This window comes from Tsukamurella pseudospumae (assembly GCF_001575195.1).
Lineage (GTDB): Bacteria > Actinomycetota > Actinomycetes > Mycobacteriales > Mycobacteriaceae > Tsukamurella > Tsukamurella pseudospumae.
This window is the reverse complement of sequence record NZ_LSRF01000001.1, coordinates 28,589-49,767: the sequence shown is the minus strand read 5'-3', so window position 1 is coordinate 49,767 and position 21,179 is coordinate 28,589. Positions and strand designations below refer to the sequence as shown.

Genomic DNA, 21,179 nt, shown 5'->3' with positions numbered 1-21,179 from the left:
CGAGCGACGTCCGTGCGCGGTGAAATGTTCGACACGCCGAACCACCAATCTGCGAGATCGCAACGCCCGGGATCAGTGAGCGCCCAGCCGCCGCCAAGGCGCATGGCTATCGTGGATTCCGACAACCGCGACGGAGGGTGAGAAGCGCACATGGGGATCATGGACAGGGTCCGCGGCGAGCTCGTCGACATCATCGAATGGCTCGACGACAGCAGGTCGACGATGGCGTGGCGCTTCCCGCGCTACAACAACGAGATCAAGAACGGCGCGCAGCTCATCGTGCGCGAGGGCCAGGAGGCGCTGTTCGTCTACCGCGGTCAGCTCGCCGACCGGTACGGACCCGGCAACTACCAGCTGGTCTCCGAGAACATGCCGATCATGTCCACGCTGCAGGGCTGGCCGCACGGCTTCAAGAGCCCGTTCCGCAGCGAGGTCTACTTCATCAACAGCCGCCCCATCACCGACCTGCGGTGGGGAACGCCCAATCCGATCACGATCCGGGACAACGACTTCGGCATGGTCCAGGTGCGGGCGAACGGGCTGTGCGTGGTGCGCGTCGTCGACGCGCCCACCTTCCTGCGCCAAGTGATCGGCACCGACTCCAACGTCGACTCCGACGAGATCGCCGAGCTACTGCGCCGCACCATCTCCACCGCCTTCTCGGAGATGCTCATCGAGACCGGCGTCGGCGCGATCGACCTGCAGGCCCGCCAGCGCGAGCTCGCCGCGAAGCTGCAGGAGTACGTGCAGTCGAAGATCGCCCAGCAGTACGGCCTCGCCTGCGAGGCGATCGAGATGAACATCTCGCTGCCGGACGAGATCACCCAGGCCATGACCCGCGGCGTCGCGCGCGGCGTCGAGGAGAAGGGCTACTACGGCAACGTCGGCGACATGAACCGATTCCAACAGGGCAGGGCCGCGGACTCGATGCTCGGCGCCGCCACCAACGAGGGCGGCGGGGGAGCCGGCCAGTTCATGGGCGCTGGCATGGGCATGGCGATGGGCCAGCAGTTCGCGCAGAACTTCCAGAACCAGCAGGGGCAGGGCGCCCAGCAGCAGGGTGCCGGACAGCAGGGTGCGGGGCAGCCCGGCCCGCCGCCGCTGCCGAACGTGCCGGCGTTCCACATCGAGAAGGACGGCCAGTCCGCCGGTCCGTTCCGGGTGGAGCAGCTCCGTGGGATGAATCTCACGCCGGACACGCTCGTCTGGGCGCCGTCGCTGTCCGAGTGGACGCCGGCGGGACAGGTCCCGGCGCTCGCGTCGCTGTTCGGGCAGACCCCGCCGCCGCTGCCTCCCCGGGCGTAGCGATGACGGTGCCGCCCCCGCTGCCCGGCCGGCAGCCCCCGCGCCCGCCCGAGCCGCCGCGCACCGTCGGGCCGGATCAGGCGCGACCCCGGCAACTGGTGCCAGGCGTGCCGTCGGCCAACGACCGGGAGATGCTGCAGGTCACCGAGCAGACCCGCACCTACCCGTGCGCGAACTGCGGCGACGCCCTGGTCTACGACCCGGCGATCGGCAAGCTGCGCTCGCCCAGCTGCGGCAGCACCTACCCCGTGCTGCTCGACACCAGCAAGGCGCTGCAGCTGCACCCGCTGGGTCCGACGATGAACGCCCTGTACGCACAGGCCCGGTCCGCGGCGCAGGTGCAGGTTGTCGACCATGAGGTGGTGTGCCAGAACTGCGGCGGTCACACGCTGTTCAGCGGCACCCTCACGGCCACCCGGTGCCCGTACTGCAACACCCCGATCCAGCGGACGGACGTGCAGGTCGCGCCCGCCCGGCTGCCGATCGACGGCATCCTGCCGCTCCGCGTCGGCGACGAGCAGGCGCGGCACAACATCGAGGCGTGGGTGAACAGCCGCTGGTTCGCGCCGCGCGAGTTCAAGAAGTACCGCGTCCTCGGGTCGTTCAGCAGCGTCTACCTCTCGTACTACAGCTACGACGCCGAGGTCACCACCGACTATTCCGGCGCGCGCGGCACGCACCGCACGCGGCGTGACAGCGACGGCAACATCGAGACCTACACCGACTGGTGGCCCGTCAGCGGCCGGGTGCACGACAGCATCCGCCAACTCGCCGAGTCAGCCAACACGGGACTCGACTCCGAGCGGGTCCGCGAGCTCGAGCCCTGGCCCGCCGAGCAGGCCGTGACGTACACCCCCGAGTTCGTCGCCGGGCACCTCGCCCGGACCTACGACGGTGACGCGGCCCAGGTCTTCGAGGCCCAGGCGCGGCCCCGGATCGAGGGCATCATCGAGAACACCGTGCGCCGCGACATCGGCGGCGACGAGCAGCGGGTCAGTCGGATGAACCCGGTGTACCAGTCGATCGACTTCCTCTACCTGCTGATGCCGGTGTGGCTGCTGACCGTCACCTTCGCCGGAAAGCCCTTCCAGGTGTTCGTCAACGGTGTCACCGGCGAAGTGCAAGGTCAGCGCCCGTGGAGCGCGATCAAGATCGCCTCCGCGATCATCGCGGGCTTGCTGTTGATCGGGATCGCGGTGTACCTGTACATGCAGGTCCGCGGCGGGTAGCCGCCGCGGCGGCGAGGAGGAACTCACATGTCGTGGATCATCGTTGTGCTGCTGGCGCTCGTCGTGCTGGCCGTGCTCGTGGCGACCGGATTCGCGATCGCGCTGGTCCGCAACAGTCGGCATCAGCAGCAGGCGGAGGCGGCGATGCCCTTCCCGTCGCGTGCCCCGCTGTCCTGGTCCGGTTCCCACGTGCCCGAGGCGCGGCTGCACCGGCGCATCCGCAGGGCGCTGCGCGCCTTCGAACAGCCGGCGGGTGTGCTGTCGGCGGCGCAGCTGGACGCGCAGGTGACGCTGACCGTCAGCGCGCAGGAGATCGACGACCGGCTCGTGACGATCGCGGCGCTGCCCGAGGCGGAGAAGGCCTCGGCGCTGGAAACGGTCACTGCGGACGTCTCCGACCTGGAACGACGCATAGCGGACACCGTCGTCGTGCGCCCACAGCTACCTCCCGGGTAGGACGCAGCGATCGCCCAGACCGGCGCCCCACGCTGAGCGGGTGACTGTGAACGCGGCCCTGCGCCGTCGCCTGCCCCTGCTCGTCCTGCTGCTGGCCACCGCCGTGATCTACCTGGTCGGGATCACCCGCAACGGGATGGCCAACGACTTCTACGCCGCGTCCGTGTGGGCCGGAAGTGAGGACTGGAAGGCGCTCCTGTTCGGGTCGCTCGACCCGTCGAACTCGATCACGGTGGACAAGCCGCCGCTGTCGATCTGGGTGATGGGGCTCTCGGCCCGCGTCTTCGGGTTCTCGAGCGCGTCGATGCTGATCCCGCAGGCGCTCATGGCCGTCGCTTCCGTCGGCCTGCTGTACGGCGCGGTCCGGCGACTCGCCGGCGAACCCGCCGGGCTCATCGCGGGCACCGTCCTCGCCCTGACCCCGGCGGCCGCGCTGATGTTCCGCTTCAACAACCCCGACGCGGCGATGGTCCTGCTCATGGTCGCCGGTGCCTACTGCACGGTGCGGGCGCTGCAGGGGAGGGGCGGGCGCTGGCTGGCGCTCGCCGGCGTCGCACTGGGGTTCGCCTTCCTCGCGAAGATGCTCGAGGGGCTGTTGGTGCTGCCCGCGCTCGGGTTGGTGTACCTGATCGCCGCGCCGGTGGACTGGCGCAAGCGCGCGCTGCACCTGCTCGGCGCCGCGGCCGCGCTCGTGGTGAGCGCCGGGTGGTTCGTGGTCCTGACGATCCTGTGGCCGGCGGACGCGCGGCCCTACCTCGCGGGCTCGACCGACAACTCGTTCATGGACCTCGTACTCGGCTACAACGGCTTCGGTCGCGTGCTGGGCCAGAACCACAAGGGCGGCGGCGGAGGCGGTTTCGCGGGAATCCCGCAGGACTGCCTCACCGCGCTGCAGGATCGTTTCGGTGGTGCGCACGGCGGCCCGGGTGGTCACGGCGGCGGGCATGGCGCGTTCGGGCAGCAGCCGGGCCTGACGCGGCTGTTCAGCGGCGAATGGGGCCTGGAGATCAGCTTCCTCCTGCCCGCGGCCCTCGTCGCGCTGGTCGCGGTCCTGTGGTTGCGCCGGCGTGAGCCCCGCACCGACCTGGTCCGGGCCGGCGCGATCCTGTTCGGTGCGTGGACCGTGGTCGACGGGCTCCTGCTGGCCGAGATGAAGCAGGCCACGCACCCCTACTACAGCCTGTCCGTCGCTCCCGGCATCGCCGGCCTCGTCGGGATCGGGCTGTGGACGGCCTGGCGGCGCCGCGGCGACCGGTCCGGACTGGTCGCGCTCCTGCTGCAGATCATCGCCGGGGGCGGGTGGGCCTTCGCCTTGCTGTGTCAGAACGACGGTGCCGCGCTCTGGGCCCGGTGGGTCGTGCTCGGCGCGACGGTGCCGGCGCTCGGTGCGGTTCTCGCCACGCGACGGGCCCACGGGCGAGCTGACGGACGGGCTGACGGACGGGCTGACGGGCGGGCCGACGGGCCGCGGTGGCGAGAGGTGATCACCTGGTGCCTGATCGCGGTGTCGATGCTGCTCGGCCCGTCCGTTTACGTGTGGTCCGGCATCGCGCACCCGCAGACCGGCGGTAGCCCGATGGTCTCGACCTCGGGTGAGCGCTGGGGCGGGGGTCGTGGCGGCGGGTCGTCGTCGCAGCTCACGACCCTGCTGCGGGACACCGACACGACCTGGGCGGCCGCGACCAACGGGTCCTCGTCGGCGGCGTCGATGGAGCTGGCATCGCGCCGGCCGGTCATGGCCGTCGGCGGCTTCACCGGCTCCGATCCGTCGCCGACGCTCGCCCAGTTCCAGTCGGACGTGCAGCAGGGCCGGATCCGCTACTACATCGCCTCGTCGCAGGGGCGCGGCGGGCCGGGCGCGATCCTCGCGGACCTGCCGGAGCAGTGCCGCGACCTGGATCTCGGCGGCAAGGGCGGGACGACCGGGAGCATCGCGTCGTGGGTGCAGCAGAACTACGCGGCGAAGAAGGTCGGGAGCGCGACGGTGTACGACCTGACGAAACCTGTCAGCACGCATCACTAGACTGCCGGTGTGACTTCTGCGAACTCCTCGACCACCGTCGCGCCCACCTCCGGATCGGCCGACGGCTCGTCGGGAGGTGGTGCGGGCGGGGGCGGCGAGAAGCCCACGATGCTGTTGATCGACGGGCATTCGATGGCCTTCCGCGCCTTCTTCGCGCTCCCGCTCGACGGTGGCCGCTTCCGCACCAAGTCCGGCCAGCCCACCAACGCGGTGTACGGCTTCACCTCCATGCTGATCAAGCTGCTCAAGGAGGAGGCGCCGGGGTACGTGGCCACGGCGTTCGACGTCTCGCGGCAGACCTTCCGCGCGGAGATGTATCCCGAGTACAAGGCGCAGCGCAGCTCCGCGCCGGACGATTTCCGCGGCCAGGTCGACGTGGTCAAGGACGTGCTCGCCGCGATGGGCATCCCCACCATGGCGCAGGAGGGGTACGAGGCGGACGACATCATCGCCACGATGACCACCCGGGCCCAGGAACAGGGCTTCAAGGTGCTCATCGTCACGGGTGACCGGGACGCGCTGCAGTTGGTCAACGACGACGTGACGGTGCTCTACCCGCGTAAGGGCGTCTCCGACCTCACCCGCTTCACGCCGGAGGAGGTGGAGGCCAAGTACGGCCTGACACCGGCGCAGTACCCGGACTACGCGGCCCTGCGCGGCGACCCGTCGGACAACCTGCCCGGCATCCCCGGCGTCGGCGAGAAGACGGCCGCCAAGTGGATCCGCGAGTACGAGAGTCTCGAGGGCCTGGTCACCAACGTCGACAAGGTCAAGGGCAAGGTGGGCGACTCGCTGCGCGAGAACCTCGCGACCGTGCAGCTCAATAGACAGATCACCGAGATGGTCCGAGACATGACGCTGCCCTACGAGCCGCAGGACCTGGCGCTGCAGCCGTGGAACCGCGAGGCGATCCACCAGCTGTTCGACGATCTCGAGTTCCGGGTGCTGCGTGAACGGATCTTCACCGAGTTGTCGTCGTCGGAACCCGAGGCGGAGGAGGGCTTCGAGATCTCGGGCGGCATCGTCGCGCCCGGCACCGTCGCCGAGTGGCTGGCCGAGCACGGCGCCTCGGGCGCGCGGTCCGGCCTCGGCGTGATCGGCCCGGAGGTCGTGGTCGACGGTGACGCGGAGGCCGTCGTGATCGCGGCTCCCGACGACGAGGGCGGGTACATCGAGCTCGCCTCGCTGACCCCGCACGACGAGGCCGCGCTCGGGGCGTGGCTCGCCGACGACGGGCAGCCCAAGGCCGTGCACGAGGCGAAGTGGGCGATGCATGCGCTCTCCAGCCGCGGGTGGTCGCTGGGCGGCCTCACCTCGGACACCGCGATCGCCGCGTACCTGGTCCGGCCCGGTCAGCGCAGCTTCAACCTCGACGACCTCTCAGTGCGCTACCTGCACCGGGAGCTGCGGGTCGAGGCCGCCGGCGACGATGCGCAGCTGTCCCTGCTGGACGATCCCGACGATTCCGCGGGGGAGAAGGCGCAGCAGGCGATCCTGCGGGCCCGTGCCGTCGTGGACCTCGCGGAGGCGTTGGACGCCGAGCTCGAGAATATCGAGTCGCGGCCGCTGCTCGCGGAGATGGAGCTGCCGCTGCTCCGGGTGCTCGACGTCATGGAGTCCACGGGCATCGCGGTCGACACCGACCACCTCGAATCGCTGCACGGCGAGTTCAGCGAGCGGATCCGCGCCGCCGAGGCGGCTGCGTTCGAGGAGATCGGGGAGCAGATCAACCTCGGCTCCCCGAAGCAGCTGCAGGTGATCCTGTTCGAGAAGCTGGGCCTGCCGAAGACGAAGAAGACGAAGACCGGGTACACCACCGACGCGGCGGCGCTCGAGGCGCTGTACGAGAAGGAGCCGCACCCGTTCCTGCAGTACCTGCTCGAGCACCGCGACGCCACCCGGCTCAAGGTCACCGTCGAGGGGTTGCTCAAGACGGTCGCCTCCGACGGACGGATCCACTCCACGTTCAACCAGACGGTGGCGGCCACCGGCCGGCTGTCGTCGACGGACCCGAACCTGCAGAACATCCCCGTGCGTACCGAGGCGGGCCGGCAGATCCGGCACGCCTTCGTCGCCGGCGAGGGCTACGAGCGCCTCATGACGGCCGACTACAGCCAGATCGAGATGCGCATCATGGCGCACCTCTCGCGCGACGAGGGGCTCATCGAGGCGTTCAACACCGGTGAGGACCTGCACAACTTCGTCGGTTCGCGGGCGTTCGGCGTCCCGATCGACGAGGTCACGCCCGATATGCGGCGCCGGGTCAAGGCGATGTCCTACGGTCTCGCCTACGGTCTCTCCGCGTTCGGGCTCGCCGCGCAGCTGAAGATCTCGCGCGACGAGGCCAAGGATCAGATGGAGGCGTACTTCTCCCGCTTCGGGGGCGTGCGCGACTACCTGCAGGACGTGGTCGTCGAGGCGGGGCGCAACGAGTTCACCGAGACCATCTACGGCCGTCGCCGGTATCTGCCGGACCTGACCTCGACCAACCGCATGCGGCGCGAGGCGGCCGAGCGGATGGCGCTCAACGCGCCGATCCAGGGCAGCGCTGCCGACATCATCAAGGTCGCCATGATCCGGCTGCAGGCCTCGATCGCCGATGCGGGCCTCAAGTCCAGGATGCTGCTGCAGGTCCACGACGAGCTCGTGCTCGAAGTGGCTGCGGGCGAGAGTGAGCAGCTCGAGGCGCTGGTCCGCGACACGATGGGCAGCGCCGCGGAGATGTCCGTGCCGCTGGAGGTGTCCGTGGGCTACGGCCGTACCTGGGACGAGGCGGCGCACTAGGCGCGGCGCCTCGCGGGAGGCCGGCGCCGCCCGTGACGGCGCCCGGCGATCAGTGCTCCGCGCGGCCCTGTACGGCGGAGGAACCGAGGTCGCTCTTCTCCAGCGGACGACCGTCGGCGACAGCGTCGATCCACGTGTCGGTGCCCGCGACCGCCGCCCAGTTCGAGTGGAGCAGCACCATGAGGGTCTCGTGGACCTGCTGTGCGGAGACGCTGCCGGCGGCGTTCGACAGGTGGATCGCACCGGTGGCGTCCGAAAGCACCTCGACGGCGAGGCCCTCGGGTTCGGCCGCGGCCGCGCTGGCGAGCACGCAGTTGTTGGTCATGTAGCCGACGAGTGTCAGCGTGTCGATGGCGTTCTCGCGCAGCCACTCAGGCAGGCCCTCCGAGGTGAGCACACTCGAGCGCTGCTTCACGACGTGCGTCGCGACCGCCTCGCTGCGCGCGGCGACGTCCGGGTGCAGGCGTGCACCCTCGGAGCCCTCGGCGAAAACGGGCGCTTCCTCGGGCCAGACGTGCGCGACGGTCACGATCGGAACACCGGACTCCTGCGCGGCGTCCATCGCGGCGAGGACCCGCTTGAGCGATTCGTCGCGGGGTGGGTAGGCCACGGCCAGCGGGCGGTCCGCGTCGAAGTACTCGTTCTGGACGTCGACGACGATGAGGGCGCGGCGGGGTGTGGTCATGGGATCTGCTCCTGTGCATAGGGATCGGATGCGTGAGCGGGTGGTGCTGCTCTGCTCGAGATTCATATTCGCGCCGCGCCTCGGGGTAGCGTGAGTGGCAGAATTACTCATCTTCGATGGATTCAGGACAACCGCTGTGCAGATCGCAATTCACGCCTTCGACGGCATTTCGATGTTCCACCTCTCCACGCCCTTGATCTCCTTCGGAGAAGTCGGCCGCCTCGGGCTCGCCTCCGATTGGAACACCGGCATCTGGAGCACCGGAGGAGGCCCCGTCCGCGGGCTCGACGGCGTCACCATCGCCACCGCGGACCGGGCGGCGGCACGCGCAGCCGACCTCCTCGTCTTCCCCTCCTGGCCAAACGATCTCCCCGAGCCCGGCGCGGACCTCGTCGAGGAGATCCGCGCCGCGCACGCCCGCGGAGCGATGATCGCAGGACTCTGCCTCGGCGCATTCCCGGTCGTCGCCTCGGGCGTCCTCGACGGCCGCACCGCGACCACCCACTGGGCCTCGGAGACCCAGCTCGCGCAGCGGTACCCGGCGGTCACCGTGCGGGCAGAGGGCCTCTACGTGGATCACGGCGACGTCCTCACCTCGGCCGGCACCGCCTCGGCGCTGGACGCCTGCCTGCACGTGGTGCGGACGAGGCTCGGATCGACGGCGGCGACTGCACTGGCCCGATATCTGGTGATCGCGCCTCACCGCGACGGCGACCAGGCGCAGTACATCGACCGCCCGGTACCCGCTACGGGCGAGGGGCCCATCGGGATCGCGACGACCTGGGCGCTGGCGAACCTCGATGCCCAGCTCACGGTCGACGACCTCGCGGCGCGGGTGAACATGAGCCCGCGGAACTTCGCGCGCAGGTTCCAGGAGACCGTGGGCGTGAGCCCCGCCAAGTGGGTCCTCAGCCGCCGCCTGGACGAGTCCCGGCGCCTGCTCGAGAACACTGCCTGGAGTATCGACCGGATCGCCCGGTCCAGCGGCTTCGCCAGCACGGTGACCTTTCGGCAGAACTTCGTTCGGCGCTACTCGACCACGCCGACGTCCTACCGTCACCGGTTCACCGAGGCGACCTGAAGCCTACGAACGTCCGGAGCTACGCATCGCGACGACCGGATGTGGCAGTCTGGATTCATGCGACGTCGCTCGGGTGAGGTGGGATCCTTGCGATCCGTCCCAGCGGCAACCGCTGGGGGCTCTGCACAGTTACACCCCGCGTCCCACGCCGGTCCGTGCGCTCCGCGCACCGGGCGGCGCTCCGGGCGAGTGTTTCAGGTCACCCGAGCGGCGTTCGCATCCCCGTCATGACGGCCGTCGAGGTCTCCCGGCGCCTGCCGCGCGGAACGCTGTACGCGATCGCGGCGCGTCTGGAGTGGTTCACGGCGTCGCAGTGGACCGGGGAGTTCGTCGCCGCTGCGATCGGCGACCTCGTGTCCACCGATCTCGCCGGCCCCGTCGCTCGGTTCCTGATCGCCGCACACCCCGACGCCCCGCTCCGGATCGTCGACGACCGTCCCGTCCGTGCGGACCTGGGCGCGCTCCGCGCAGCGCTCGACGGCTTCCGCACCGTCGACCTGCTCGACGCGCCGGGCGTGCTGGACGTTCCCGGGCGCGCCCTGCCCGATTCCGCCGCCGTCGCCAGGATGCTGGATCTCACTGCGCCGGAACTGGAATGGTTCGCCGACCACGGACAGTGGCTGCGCCACTCGGCCGCGCCGTTGCGTCACTACCGAGTCCGTCGGATGGACAAGCCCGCCGGGGGAGTCCGCGTGATCGAGGCGCCGAAGCCCCGGCTGGCCGAGGCGCAGCGCCGGATCCTGCGCCACGTCCTGGACCCGGCGGGCGCGCATCCGGCGGCGCGGGGCTTCCGGCCCGGCGGGTCCGTCCTGGCGTACGCGACGCCGCACGTCGGCGCTCGGTCGGTGGTCCGCCTGGACCTGCGGGACTGCTTCTCTACGGTGACGGCGCCCCGCGTACGGGCCGTCTTCCGCCGGCTCGGGTACCCGGCCCCGGTCGCTCGCGTACTCGCTGACGTCTGTACGACGGCGACACCGGGGGACGAGCTCCGTGATCTGGACCCGTGGCAGGCGGCGGTCCTGCGTGCGCGGCACCTGCCGCAGGGGGCACCGACCTCGCCCGCATTGATGAATCTGGTTCTGCATCGGTTGGACGCGCGCCTGACCGGACTGGCCCGCGCGCACGGCGCCATGTACACGCGGTACGGCGACGATCTCGCCTTCTCGGGCGCCCCGGATCCGATGCTGATCGCCGGGATCGTGCCGAAGATCGTGGTGGCCGAGGGGTTCTCGGTGAATCCGGCGAAGACGCGGGTGATGCGGGCCGGGACGCGGCAGGAGCTCGCGGGGGTGGTGGTCAACACCCGCGCGCAGGTGTCGCGCGACGAGTACGACGACCTTCGCGCACTACTGCACAATGCCGCGCGGTTCGGCGCCGAGAGTCAGAATCGTGAGGGGCGCGCGGACTTCCGGGCCTACGTGTACGGCCGCATCGCGTGGGTCGGGCAGGGGAGCGAGCGGCGCCGCGAACGTCTTCTCGCCATGGCTGCGGCCGTGCGGTGGTGAGCGGCGCGGAAATCGTCAGTGCCCTGTGCGAGATTGTCCGACATGAACAGCGGAGCGATCACCTTCCTCGGCGTACGGGTACCGCGGCTCCCGAGGCCGGACCCGATGCGCGTCGCCTGGTACGCGCAGGTTCCGGTGGCCGCGGTGCTGCTGGCGGGAGCGCTCTCGCCGATGCGCTTGCCGTCGCTTGTTCTCGGCGTCGGTGTGGCCGCCTGCGTTCTGGGGGCGGGCGCCGTGATCGTCGCGTGGCGCCTCAGGCAGATCTCCGGATTCGCTGTGCGCGCTGCTGTCGGTACGTTCGTTCAGGCGGTGCTGAACGGTTGGGTGCTCAGTTCGATGGCCTTGCGCGACGGTGGTCCCTCACTGGATACCCGGATCCTGTGGGGTGTGTTGGGCGTGATGCTGGTGATCAACAGCGCCGTCACCCTGAACACGTGGCGCAGGTAGCGTCAGAGGGCGTGTTCACCATCGGTTTCGACCTGGACCTCACGCTGATCGACTCCCGGCAGCGGATTCTGACGGCCGCGCAGCGCGCGTTCACGGATCTCGGGCACACCGTGGATGACGCAGCGCTGCTGCCCCACATGGGCGTGCCGATCGACGACGTCGCGCGCGAGGTGGTCCCCGGGGTCGACGCGGAGTTGTTCCTGCGTCGCTACCGGCACCACTACGACACCGACGCCACGACGCCGGTGCCGGTCCTGTCCGGTGCGCGCGAGCTGCTGGCCGCGATCCGGGCAGCCGACGGGCGCTCGATCGTGGTGTCCGCCAAGCAGCACGCCGCCGCCGAGCGCGCCGTCGCCGACTCCGGGCTGGAGGTCGACGAGGTGGTGGGCGGGCACTTCGGTGCAGCCAAAGGCGACGCGCTGCGCCGGTACCCGAATGTCCGCGGGTACCTCGGCGATCACGTCGAGGACGCCGCGGCGGCCCGCGGCGCGGGGTGCGTGTTCATCGGCGTCACCACCGGGGAGTTCGACGGTGCAGCCCTCACCCAAGCGGGAGCGTGGCGCACCGTCGAGCACCTGGGTGAGGTGATCGCGCTGCTGCCCGAACTTCGTGGCGCCTCTTGACCTGCGTGTATGCACGAACTGACCTGATGCACAACAGGTAGGGCAGACAACGCCTTGTGCGTCCACCACGGTGGATCGGGTGAGCGGGCCGGACATCGAGTGGGACACCTATGGTGACTCGCTCGGCCGTCGGCTGAGCACGCTTCGCAGGGCGCGCGGACTGTCTCAGGAGAAGCTCGGAGAGCTCGCGGGGCTGCATCGCAACCAGATCTCCAACATCGAGCGGAACGTCAGCTCCAACGAGCGGTTCTCGGATCCGCACATGTCCACTGTCTACCGGCTCGCGGCGGCCCTGGACGTGCCGCCGGGCTGGCTGCTGCCCGACCTCGGCGTCCGCGTGCTGCCCCGTTCCGCGGAGCAGGCGAACGCCGACGCGGTGTCAGCGGTCGAGACTGCGCTGCTCGCGGCGATCGAGAACGCCTCCTGAACCCCATCCTTCACGTGGCCGGGGGCCGATGAACACGCAGACGGCGCCGTTCCCCTCGGGGACCGGCGCCGTCTGCGTTCGTCGCTACTTCTTGGCCGGAGCCGAGCAGGACTTGTAGGCGCTCGAGAGCGCGTTCTGGATGTTCTGCTGCTCCGAGAAGATGCCGAAACCGGCCGCCGAACCGACGAATGCGGCGCTGGCCAGCTTGAACTGGCGGGTCGCCGGGTCGGACGTGGCGATGTCGGCGAACTGCTTCGGGCCACCGGCCGCCTGCTCGAGCTTCGCGCTGAGGCCGGGCGACTGCTTGTCGAGGGCCACCTTCAGCTGTCCGACGGTGCACGAGGTGCCCGGGATGGAGCGCGACAGGTTCGGGTCTCCGGGCTTCGGCGCCGGGGTGGGCGCGGCGGTCGCGAGAGGTGCGCCGGCCAGGGCGATCGCGCCGAGAAGGGCGGCGGTGGCAGCGGTACGACGGTAGGTCATGCAGGGCCTTTCGTGGCGAATGGTGTGTGGGTCAGTACTGATCGCAGGTGGCGATGACCTTGGCGATCTTCGCGTCGATGTCGGCGCGGTTCGCCTTGTAGTACGAAGCGGCCGCCGGGTTGTTCTTCGTCAGTCGGTCGATGATCGCCTGACGGTCCTCGGGCTTGGCGGTGAGCAGCTCCGTGGCCTGGTCGCGGCCGCCGGGCGTGGCGTCCATGACGGCGATGGCCTCGGGCGCGATCACCTGGGTCGCGCGCTCGACCTGCGCGACGGTGCACTTGGTGCCGGGGACCTTGTCGTTCGGCGCGGCCGAGGCGACGGCGGGGACGAGGGCGAGAGCGCCCGCGAGGGCGGCGACCGCGGCGGCGAAGCGGATCCGATTCATGACTTCTCCTGTTCGGGGCGGTGACGACTGCTCAGCGAGACTACCGGTTCGGCATGAACGGCGAAAGGACGGCGCCGGGCAAGAACAACCCGGTGCCGTCCGATCGATACCCGTGTACTAGCTCGTGGTGCAGGTCGCCTTGATCGTCGCGATCTTCTGCTCGACCTGGGCCTTCGTCAGCTTCGGCTTGCCCTTGTCGTGGTCCTTGCCGTGCGGGTGCGCGGGCGGGGTCTGTCCGGGATGTGCCTTCTGCCATTCGGCCTTGCGCGCCTCGCGGGCCTTCTTGGCGGCTGCGCGATCCGCCGTGCGTTGCGCCTGGGTCTTGACGAGCATCTGCTCGAACCGGTCCTTCGCCTTCGCGTTGGTGCTGATGTGCTGCCAGAACTCCGGCGCCACCTTCGCGGTGGCGCGCTCGACCTGGCCGACGTTGCACTGGGTGCCGGGAACGGGCGCCGTCGGGGAGACGGGCGCGGCGTTCGCGGCGGCGGGGGCGAGCAGCGCCGCGCCGGACAGGGCAGCGACGGCCGCGGTCGCGGCCGCCAGCCGGGTGCGGGTGAATCGGTTCATAGAAATGGTTCTCCTCGTGCAGCTGTGCGATCGCGATTCGGACCGCCCGCACCCGAGTGGACCCGATTTCCATGAACGCGGGGCCACGATCAGCTGTGAATCAGCTGGAGACCGGACATCGCGACAGGGACCCGGCTATCCGGGCTTTTCGCAGCAGAAGATCGCCGTGCCGGGGAAGATCGCGCCGCGCAACGGACTCCACTGGCCCCACTCCTGGGTGAATCCCTCGGGCCACTCGGGCTCGAGGACGTCGACCACGCGCAGGCCCGCGCCCACGATCTCGCGGATACGGTCGCCCATGGTCCGGTGGTGCTCGACGTACGTGGGGGCCCCGTCGTCGTCCGTCTCGACGTACGGGGACCGATCGAAGTAGGACAGGGTCGCGACGAGGCCCTCGGGGCCGGGATCGTCGAGGAACGTCCAGCGCATCGGGTGGTTCACGGAGAACACGAAGCGCCCGCCCGGGCGCAGCACGCGGTAGGCCTCGGCCATGACCTGCGCCGAGTCGGCGACGAAGGGGATGCCGCCGAAGGCCGAGCAGACGACGTCGGCGGCACCGTCGGCGACGGGCAGCCTCTCGGCTCCGGCCTGGACCAGGAGCGGATTGCCGCCCCGCACGTGGGGGAGTCCGCGGCGCAGCATGCCGGCCGAGATGTCGATGCCTACCACCGCGGCGCCCTGCGCGGCGAGCCACCGGGAGCAGGGGGCGCTGCCGCAGCCGATCTCCACCGCCACGGTCCCGGGTCCGACGGTGCCGAGCAGCCCGGCCTCGGCCTCGCGCAGCCCCTCGGGGCACCAGACGAAGTCGCCGTCGGCGCTGTCGACGCCCAGGAAGGCGGCGTGCTCGGCGTGATAGGCATCCGCGTCGGCGTCCCACCAGGACCGGTTGGCGGCCTCCGAGCCGGCGCTGTCCCGACGCATGTCGGGTTTGGGGCGGTGGGTCACGGGGAAGCCTCTCGATGGCGGGCGGTGAGAGGGCGCGGGGAGGGCGGTTTGCCCAGGTTGCACGCGGTGGAGTAGCCTTGACCTCGCGTGTGCCCATGCGTGCGCGATCTCGACCACACTACTAGCACCCTGTCCGGAGCAACTTACCCAATGCCCACCACCACCGTTACGTCCCCGCAGGTCGCCGTCAACGACATCGGCACCGCGGAGGATTTCCTCGCAGCGATCGACGCCACGATCAAGTACTTCAACGATGGCGACATCGTCGAGGGCACCATCGTCAAGGTCGACCGTGACGAGGTCCTGCTCGACATCGGTTACAAGACCGAGGGTGTCATCCCCTCCCGCGAGCTGAGCATCAAGCACGACGTCGACCCGTCCGAGGTCGTCAACGTCGGCGATGCCGTCGAGGCTCTCGTCCTCACCAAGGAGGACAAGGAGGGCCGCCTGATCCTGTCCAAGAAGCGTGCGCAGTACGAGCGCGCCTGGGGCACGATCGAGGAGCTCAAGGAGAAGGACGAGGCCGTCAAGGGCACCGTCATCGAGGTGGTCAAGGGTGGTCTCATCCTGGACATCGGCCTCCGCGGCTTCCTCCCGGCCTCGCTGGTCGAGATGCGTCGTGTGCGCGACCTCCAGCCGTACATCGGCAAGGAGATCGAGGCGAAGATCATCGAGCTCGACAAGAACCGCAACAACGTGGTCCTGTCGCGCCGTGCGTGGCTCGAGCAGACCCAGTCCGAGGTCCGCAGCGAGTTCCTGCACCAGCTGCAGAAGGGCCAGGTCCGCAAGGGCGTCGTGTCCTCGATCGTCAACTTCGGTGCCTTCGTGGACCTGGGCGGCGTCGACGGCCTCGTGCACGTCTCGGAGCTGTCCTGGAAGCACATCGATCACCCGTCCGAGGTGGTCACCGTGGGCGACGAGGTCACCGTCGAGGTCCTCGACGTCGACCTGGACCGCGAGCGCGTCTCGCTGTCGCTCAAGGCGACCCAGGAGGATCCGTGGCGTCAGTTCGCCCGGACCCACGCCATCGGCCAGATCGTGCCCGGCAAGGTCACCAAGCTCGTCCCGTTCGGCGCGTTCGTCCGCGTCGAGGAGGGCATCGAGGGCCTCGTCCACATCTCGGAGCTGGCCGAGCGCCACGTCGAGGTCCCGGACCAGGTCGTCTCGGTCGGCGACGACGCCATGGTGCGCGTCATCGACATCGACCTCGAGCGTCGTCGTATCTCGCTGAGCCTCAAGCAGGCCAACGAGGACTACACCGAGGAGTTCGACCCGTCGAAGTACGGCATGGCCGACAGCTACGACGAGAACGGCGAGTACATCTTCCCCGAGGGCTTCGATCCCGAGACCAACGAGTGGCTCGAGGGCTTCGAGAAGCAGCGCGAGGAGTGGGAGGGTCGCTACGCCGAGGCGGAGCGTCGCCACAAGATGCACACCGCGCAGATGGAGAAGTTCGCGGCCGACGAGGCCGCCGAGGCCGCTGCCGGTGGTCCGGCCGCGGGTGGCGCGAACTACTCGAGCGAGTCGTCCTCGAACGACCGTGGTGGCAACGAGGCCCCGCAGAGCACCGGCGGTTCGCTGGCCAGCGATGCGCAGCTCGCTGCTCTCCGCGAGAAGCTGTCGGGCAACGCCTGATCCGCTTCACCGCAACGATGGGAACGCCCCGCATCCTTCACAGGATGTGGGGCGTTCCCCGTTTTCGGGGTGACGGGAGCAGTGGGGCGGCTGGGTGTATCAGCGGGCAAAACGGGTGCGGATGCCCTCCCGCACCCGTTTCGCGCGGTCGCACCCGGCATGCCGGGTGCGCAGGCGCACTTCGGGTGCGGATGGGTTCCCGCACCCGAAATGCCCGGCACCGCGATGTATTCGGAGTGCGGACGCCCTCTCGAGCCCGTTCTTCCCAGCGCCGTACAGCTGCGTGCCTGAGAACTCGTGTTCAGTTGAGGCGCACGCCGGTCTCCGGGTGGAACAGGTGCACGGCCGATTCGACTTGAGCCAGTCGCACACCGTCGCCGATGCGGGCGGCCGTCCGGCGCGGGCACCGGGCCACCAGGGTGACGGGGGCACCGTCGACGCCGGTGACGTCGGGGTCCTCCACACGCGCGTAGACGAAGGTGTCGCTGCCGAGGTCCTCGAGGATCGCGACGGAACCCGCCACGCCCCCGTCCGCGCCGGCGAGACCCAGGCTCTCGGGACGGATCCCGACGGTGACGCGGTCCAGCCCGGAGGCGCGGAGTGCGGCCCGCGCCTCGGCGTCGAGGTCGACGGTGCCGCCCGCGACGGAGACCGCACCGTCGCGCACCGGCGCGACGAACAGGTTCATCGCCGGGGACCCGATGAAACCCGCCACGAAGGCGTTCTTGGGTCGGTCGTAGAGCTCGGCGGGTGTTGCGAACTGCTGCAGCACACCGAACTTGAGCACCGCGACCCGGTCGCCCATCGTCATGGCCTCGACCTGGTCGTGCGTGACGTACACCGTGGTGGTGCCCAGCCGGCGTTGCAAGGCGGCGATCTGGGTGCGGGTCTGGACGCGGAGCTTGGCGTCGAGGTTCGACAGCGGCTCGTCCATGCAGAACACCTGCGGCTCGCGCACGATGGCGCGACCCATGGCGACGCGCTGTCGCTGGCCGCCGGAGAGGCGGGCCGGCTTGCGGTCGAGGTAGTCCGTGAGGTCGAGCAGCTTCGCCGCGTCCGCGACCTTGCGCTTGCGCTCGTCGAGCGGCACGCCGCGCATCTTCAGCGCGAAGCCCATGTTCTCGCCGACGGTCTTGTTCGGGTAGAGAGCGTAGTTCTGGAAGACCATCGCGATGTCGCGGTCCTTGGGGGCCACGCCCACCATGCTGCGGCCGCCGATGGAGATCGCGCCGGAGTCGATCTCCTCGAGGCCGGCCAGCATTCGCAGCGCGGTGGACTTGCCGGAGCCGGACGGCCCGACGAGGACCACGAACTCGCCGTCCGCGATGTCGAGGTCGAGGGAGTCGACGGCGAGGCTGTCGGCGCCGGGGTAGACGCAGCAGGCCTGGTCGTAGGTGATGGAAGCCATGGTGTTCCTCCTGGGGATGACGAGGGCGTGGGGCGCTACTTGATGGCGCCGAAGGACAGACCGCGGACGAGCTTGTTCTGCGCGATCCAGCCGCAGATCACCACGGGGAGGGCGGCGAGCACGGACGCGGCGGAGAGCTTGGCCCAGAACAGGCCCTGGCCGGACATGAAGCCGGTGAGCGCCACCGGCATGGTCTGGGCGTTGACCGCGGTGAGGTTCACCGCGAAGAAGAATTCGTTCCACGAGAAGATCACACAGATCAGCGCGGTGGCCGCGATGCCCGGAGAGATGATCGGGAGAATCACCTCGCGGACGGAGGTCCACAGTCCGGCGCCGTCCATGCCCGCGGCCTCGAGCAGCTCGGTCGGCACCTCGAGGAAGAAGGAGCGCATCATCCACACGGCGATCGGCAGGTTCATCGCGGTGTAGAGGATCACCAGCGTCCAGATGTTGTCGAGCATCCCGATCCGCCCGACGATGACGTACAGCGGGATGATCGCGGCGACGATGGGCAGCATCTTGGTGCTAATGAAGAAGAACAGCGCGTCCTGCGTCTTGCGGACCGGTCGCAGCGACAGGGCGAACGCCGCAGGCACGCCGAGGACCAGGACCAACGTGGTCGAGATCACCGTCGCGAACACCGAGTTCAACAGCGGGACACCGATACCCGAGTCGAACACCGCCTTGAACTGGTCCAGGGTCGGTACGAAGAACACGGTCGGCGGGCGAGTGGCGGCGTCGCCCTCCTGCTTGAACGCCGTCAGCACCATCCACAGCACGGGGAAGAAGAAGCCGATGGCGATGATCCAGGTGAGCGCTGTCAGGGCACCGCCCTTGGGGTCCCGCCGCTTGCGGGTAACGATGGTGGTGGACATCAGGCTGCTTCCTCTCCGGCGCCGAAGCTCTTGAAGATCAGGCGGATCGCGAGGGTCGAGACGACGATCGTGCCGACCACGGTGACGACGCCCATGGCCGCGGCCTGACCGATGTCGAAGCCGAGGAACGCTCGCTGGTAGATGTAGAAGGGCAGGTTGGAGCTGGCGACGCCCGGTCCGCCCGAGGTCATCATGTACACCGCGTCGAAGGTGTTGACCAGGTAGATCGCGCCGAGCACAGCGCCGAGTTCGATGAACCGCCGCAGGTGCGGCAGGGTCAGCTCGCGGAACAGTCGGAAGCTGGTGGCCCCGTCGACGCGGGCGGCCTCCTGCACGTCGCGCGGCATGGACTGCAGGCCCGCGAGGATCAGCAACATCATGAACGGCGTCCACTGCCAGACGAGTTCGGCGACGACCGACGCGAGCGGGTACTCGGACAGGAAGTCGACGTGGATGCCGAGCGGACCGAGCGCCCAGGCGAGCAGGCCGTTGGTGGGGGAGAGCAGGCTCGTCTTCCAGAGCAACGCCGCAGCGACCGGGGTCACCAGGAAGGGCGTGATGAGAAGCGTGCGGACCACGCCGCGTCCCAGGAACTTCCGGTCCAGCAGCAGGGCCAGGACGAGGCCGAGGATCACCGAGAGCACGACGGTGCCCACGATGAGCAGCACCGTGTTGAGGGTGACGGTCCAGAACTGGGTGTCGCGGAAGACCTCGACGTAGTTGCCCAGCCAATTGAACTTCCGGGAGCCTGGTCGAACGAGGTTCCAGGACTGGGTCGAGTAGTAGAGCGTCACCAGGAACGGGATCTGGGTGACGATCACCATGAAGATCAGCGCGGGCAGCAGCGGCCCGCGGCGGCGCCACGCCTCGGCGCGGCTGATCCGGTCGCGCTTGGAGCTGAGCGTGGGCGGCGCCTTCGTCGGAGCGGTGGTCGTGGTCATCGCGCCTCTCCCGTCGTGTCCTTGCCGTCGCGGTAGCTCTTCCCGACCACCTCGGCGTACTTCTGGGACTGGGCCAGCGCGTCGTCGACGGAGATCTGCCCCGCGATCGCGGCGCTGATCTGCTGGCTGACCCGGGTGCCGAGGTCCTGGAATTCGGGGATCGCCAGGAACTGGATGCCGGTGTAGGGCACCGGCTTCAGGGTGGGCCGCGACTGGTCCGCCGCGAGCATCGAGTCGAGCGTCTGCTTCGCGAAGGTCGCGGACAGTTCCTTGTAGGCGGGCAACTCGTAGGACGAGAGCCGGCTGCCGGGCGGAACCCGACTCGGCCCCAGCTTGTCGGCGACGCCGGAGATGTACTGTTTGCTCGTCATCCAGGACACGAACTTCCAGGCGTCCGAGGCGCGCTTGCTCTTGGCGGGGATGCCGAGCGACCAGGTGTAGAGCCACCCGTTGCCGGACTTCGCCATCTTCGGCGCGGGGAGGTAGCCGACCTGGCCCGCGATCTTCGAGGTGTCGGGGCTCTCGAGCGAGGAGACGGCGGCGGTGGAGTCGTACCACATCGCGGCCTGGCCCTGCGCCAACAGGTTTCCGCACTCCTGGAAGCCCGTGGACGCCGCGCCGGCCTCACCGTAGTCGCGCACCGTATCGACGTAGAACTTCACGGCGTCGCGCACCTCGGGCGTGTTGAACTGCGGGTTCCACTGCTCGTCGAACCAGCGGCCGCCGAACGCGTTGATCACCGTGTTCAGGGGTGCGAGCACTTCGCCCCAGCCGGGCTTGCCGCGCAGGCAGATCCCCGCCACGTCGCGCGAGTGCAGCTTGCGCGCCGCGTCCGCGACCTCGGGCCAGGTGGGCTCCGCGGGCAGCGTGATGCCCGCGCTGGCGAACATCTGCTTGTTGTACATGAGGAACGAGGACTCGCCGTAGAACGGGACGGAGTACATCCGGCCCTGGTACGAAAGGGCCTCGCGCAGAGTGGGGATGAAGTCACCGGGGTCGTACGACGGATCGCGGTCCATGAACGCGGACAGGTCGGTGAGCCATCCGTTCTGGGCCCACATTCGGGTCTCGTAGTTGCTGATCATCACCACGTCGAACTCGCCGCCGCCCGTGGAGACCGATGCGGTGATCTTGGCCCGCGCCTCGTTCTCCGAGAGCGTGACGAACTTGAGACGCACCCCCGGGTTCGCCTTCTCGAACTCGGGGGCCAGGCCCACCGCGTCCGTCATCTGCGAGTTCGACACCATGGCGACGGTCACTGCGGAGGAGCCGCCGTCGGTGAACACCCCCGCGCCGGAGCAGCCGGCGAGGAGCGCCGTCACGGCGGCGAGACCGCCAGCGGCCGCGGCGCGGCGCCGTACGGATCTGCTGATCACGG

Annotated in this window: 20 protein-coding genes; 11 read left to right on the top strand and 9 right to left on the bottom strand. The window is 69.6% G+C overall.

Translation table 11 applies throughout. From position 1 onward, the window contains the following. Positions 1-150 precede the first annotated feature (150 nt). The 5 genes from AXK60_RS00215 to polA are packed head-to-tail and all read left to right on the top strand — an operon-like array spanning position 151 to position 7,797. Positions 151-1,305, top strand: a complete 1,155-nt coding sequence (locus tag AXK60_RS00215) for an SPFH domain-containing protein (protein ID WP_068568996.1) — start codon at positions 151-153, stop codon at positions 1,303-1,305. A 2-nt stretch (positions 1,306-1,307) separates the two neighbouring features. Next, positions 1,308-2,534 (top strand): TFIIB-type zinc ribbon-containing protein, encoded by a 1,227-nt coding sequence (locus AXK60_RS00210; RefSeq protein WP_068568995.1) that lies wholly within the window; start codon positions 1,308-1,310, stop codon positions 2,532-2,534. 27 nt (positions 2,535-2,561) lie between these two features. Beyond that, positions 2,562-2,990, top strand: a complete 429-nt coding sequence (locus AXK60_RS00205; protein WP_068568994.1) for a hypothetical protein — start codon at positions 2,562-2,564, stop codon at positions 2,988-2,990. Positions 2,991-3,030: 40 nt separating this feature from the next. Next, positions 3,031-5,013 carry an ArnT family glycosyltransferase gene (locus AXK60_RS00200; protein ID WP_068746659.1) on the top strand — a complete coding sequence of 661 codons (1,983 nt, stop codon included), beginning with the start codon at positions 3,031-3,033 and terminating at the stop codon, positions 5,011-5,013. 9 nt (positions 5,014-5,022) lie between these two features. Continuing rightward, the gene (gene polA / locus AXK60_RS00195) at positions 5,023-7,797 is read left to right on the top strand and encodes a DNA polymerase I (RefSeq protein WP_197466867.1); all 2,775 of its coding nucleotides are present in this window, start codon (positions 5,023-5,025) and stop codon (positions 7,795-7,797) included. Between the two features lie 49 nt (positions 7,798-7,846). Here the strand turns inward: polA and AXK60_RS00190 are convergent, their stop codons facing one another. Next, positions 7,847-8,482, bottom strand: a complete 636-nt coding sequence (locus tag AXK60_RS00190; RefSeq protein WP_068568992.1) for an isochorismatase family protein — start codon at positions 8,480-8,482, stop codon at positions 7,847-7,849. A 136-nt stretch (positions 8,483-8,618) separates the two neighbouring features. Between AXK60_RS00190 and AXK60_RS00185 the strand changes: the two genes are divergently transcribed. The 5 genes from AXK60_RS00185 to AXK60_RS00165 all read left to right on the top strand — a co-directional run bounded on the left by AXK60_RS00185 (position 8,619) and on the right by AXK60_RS00165 (position 12,565). Then, complete coding sequence (locus AXK60_RS00185) at positions 8,619-9,563, top strand: GlxA family transcriptional regulator (protein WP_068568991.1); 945 nt, start codon at positions 8,619-8,621, stop codon at positions 9,561-9,563. Positions 9,564-9,790: 227 nt separating this feature from the next. Continuing rightward, positions 9,791-11,068, top strand: a complete 1,278-nt coding sequence (locus AXK60_RS00180) for a reverse transcriptase family protein (protein WP_068568990.1) — start codon at positions 9,791-9,793, stop codon at positions 11,066-11,068. Positions 11,069-11,173: 105 nt separating this feature from the next. Then, entirely contained in the window at positions 11,174-11,515 is a 342-nt protein-coding gene (locus AXK60_RS26730) for a hypothetical protein (protein ID WP_175399902.1), read from the top strand. A gap of 11 nt (positions 11,516-11,526) precedes the next feature. Beyond that, the gene (locus AXK60_RS26725; RefSeq protein WP_175399901.1) at positions 11,527-12,138 is read left to right on the top strand and encodes an HAD family hydrolase; all 612 of its coding nucleotides are present in this window, start codon (positions 11,527-11,529) and stop codon (positions 12,136-12,138) included. Positions 12,139-12,217: 79 nt separating this feature from the next. Continuing rightward, the gene (locus tag AXK60_RS00165) at positions 12,218-12,565 is read left to right on the top strand and encodes a helix-turn-helix domain-containing protein (RefSeq protein WP_068568987.1); all 348 of its coding nucleotides are present in this window, start codon (positions 12,218-12,220) and stop codon (positions 12,563-12,565) included. An 84-nt stretch (positions 12,566-12,649) separates the two neighbouring features. Here AXK60_RS00165 and AXK60_RS00160 read toward each other — a convergent pair whose 3' ends face one another. The 4 genes from AXK60_RS00160 to AXK60_RS00145 form a co-directional block, all read right to left on the bottom strand. After that, a complete protein-coding gene (locus AXK60_RS00160; protein ID WP_068568986.1) occupies positions 12,650-13,045 on the bottom strand; it encodes a hemophore-related protein in 396 nt (131 codons plus the stop codon). A gap of 31 nt (positions 13,046-13,076) precedes the next feature. Continuing rightward, positions 13,077-13,430: a hemophore-related protein gene (locus AXK60_RS00155; RefSeq protein WP_068568985.1), complete on the bottom strand. Its 354-nt coding sequence runs from the start codon at positions 13,428-13,430 to the stop codon at positions 13,077-13,079. A gap of 117 nt (positions 13,431-13,547) precedes the next feature. Further along, positions 13,548-13,997, bottom strand: coding sequence for a hypothetical protein (locus AXK60_RS00150; protein ID WP_068568984.1), 450 nt, complete (start codon positions 13,995-13,997; stop codon positions 13,548-13,550). Positions 13,998-14,132: 135 nt separating this feature from the next. After that, positions 14,133-14,918 carry a class I SAM-dependent methyltransferase gene (locus AXK60_RS00145; RefSeq protein ID WP_068568983.1) on the bottom strand — a complete coding sequence of 262 codons (786 nt, stop codon included), beginning with the start codon at positions 14,916-14,918 and terminating at the stop codon, positions 14,133-14,135. Between the two features lie 174 nt (positions 14,919-15,092). On the opposite strand from AXK60_RS00145, the gene rpsA reads away from it, so the two are divergent. Beyond that, positions 15,093-16,577, top strand: a complete 1,485-nt coding sequence (gene rpsA / locus AXK60_RS00140; protein ID WP_068568982.1) for a 30S ribosomal protein S1 — start codon at positions 15,093-15,095, stop codon at positions 16,575-16,577. 301 nt (positions 16,578-16,878) lie between these two features. Here the strand turns inward: rpsA and AXK60_RS00135 are convergent, their stop codons facing one another. The 4 genes from AXK60_RS00135 to AXK60_RS00120 are packed head-to-tail and all read right to left on the bottom strand — an operon-like array spanning position 16,879 to position 21,174. Next, the gene (locus AXK60_RS00135) at positions 16,879-17,985 is read right to left on the bottom strand and encodes an ABC transporter ATP-binding protein (RefSeq protein WP_068568981.1); all 1,107 of its coding nucleotides are present in this window, start codon (positions 17,983-17,985) and stop codon (positions 16,879-16,881) included. A 35-nt stretch (positions 17,986-18,020) separates the two neighbouring features. After that, the gene (locus AXK60_RS00130) at positions 18,021-18,860 is read right to left on the bottom strand and encodes a carbohydrate ABC transporter permease (RefSeq protein WP_068568980.1); all 840 of its coding nucleotides are present in this window, start codon (positions 18,858-18,860) and stop codon (positions 18,021-18,023) included. Then, positions 18,860-19,801, bottom strand: coding sequence for a carbohydrate ABC transporter permease (locus tag AXK60_RS00125; RefSeq protein ID WP_068568979.1), 942 nt, complete (start codon positions 19,799-19,801; stop codon positions 18,860-18,862). Before AXK60_RS00125 ends, AXK60_RS00130 begins: the two co-directional genes overlap by 1 nt. Continuing rightward, positions 19,798-21,174, bottom strand: a complete 1,377-nt coding sequence (locus tag AXK60_RS00120) for an ABC transporter substrate-binding protein (protein ID WP_425315208.1) — start codon at positions 21,172-21,174, stop codon at positions 19,798-19,800. Before AXK60_RS00120 ends, AXK60_RS00125 begins: the two co-directional genes overlap by 4 nt. Positions 21,175-21,179 lie beyond the last annotated feature (5 nt).

Excerpts from the sequence above, each read along its gene's own strand:
- AXK60_RS00215 (WP_068568996.1), top strand. The coding sequence starts at position 151 with ATGGGGATCATGGACAGGGTCCGCGGCGAGCTCGTCGACATCATCGAA.
- AXK60_RS00210 (WP_068568995.1), top strand. The coding sequence starts at position 1,308 with ATGACGGTGCCGCCCCCGCTGCCCGGCCGGCAGCCCCCGCGCCCGCCC.
- AXK60_RS00205 (WP_068568994.1), top strand. The coding sequence starts at position 2,562 with ATGTCGTGGATCATCGTTGTGCTGCTGGCGCTCGTCGTGCTGGCCGTG.
- AXK60_RS00190 (WP_068568992.1), bottom strand. The coding sequence starts at position 8,482 with ATGACCACACCCCGCCGCGCCCTCATCGTCGTCGACGTCCAGAACGAG.
- AXK60_RS00180 (WP_068568990.1), top strand. The coding sequence starts at position 9,791 with ATGACGGCCGTCGAGGTCTCCCGGCGCCTGCCGCGCGGAACGCTGTAC.
- AXK60_RS26730 (WP_175399902.1), top strand. The coding sequence starts at position 11,174 with ATGCGCGTCGCCTGGTACGCGCAGGTTCCGGTGGCCGCGGTGCTGCTG.
- AXK60_RS00160 (WP_068568986.1), bottom strand. The coding sequence starts at position 13,045 with ATGACCTACCGTCGTACCGCTGCCACCGCCGCCCTTCTCGGCGCGATC.
- AXK60_RS00155 (WP_068568985.1), bottom strand. The coding sequence starts at position 13,430 with ATGAATCGGATCCGCTTCGCCGCCGCGGTCGCCGCCCTCGCGGGCGCT.
- AXK60_RS00150 (WP_068568984.1), bottom strand. The coding sequence starts at position 13,997 with ATGAACCGATTCACCCGCACCCGGCTGGCGGCCGCGACCGCGGCCGTC.
- AXK60_RS00145 (WP_068568983.1), bottom strand. The coding sequence starts at position 14,918 with ATGCGTCGGGACAGCGCCGGCTCGGAGGCCGCCAACCGGTCCTGGTGG.
- rpsA (WP_068568982.1), top strand. The coding sequence starts at position 15,093 with ATGCCCACCACCACCGTTACGTCCCCGCAGGTCGCCGTCAACGACATC.
- AXK60_RS00135 (WP_068568981.1), bottom strand. The coding sequence starts at position 17,985 with ATGGCTTCCATCACCTACGACCAGGCCTGCTGCGTCTACCCCGGCGCC.
- AXK60_RS00130 (WP_068568980.1), bottom strand. The coding sequence starts at position 18,860 with ATGTCCACCACCATCGTTACCCGCAAGCGGCGGGACCCCAAGGGCGGT.
- AXK60_RS00125 (WP_068568979.1), bottom strand. The coding sequence starts at position 19,801 with ATGACCACGACCACCGCTCCGACGAAGGCGCCGCCCACGCTCAGCTCC.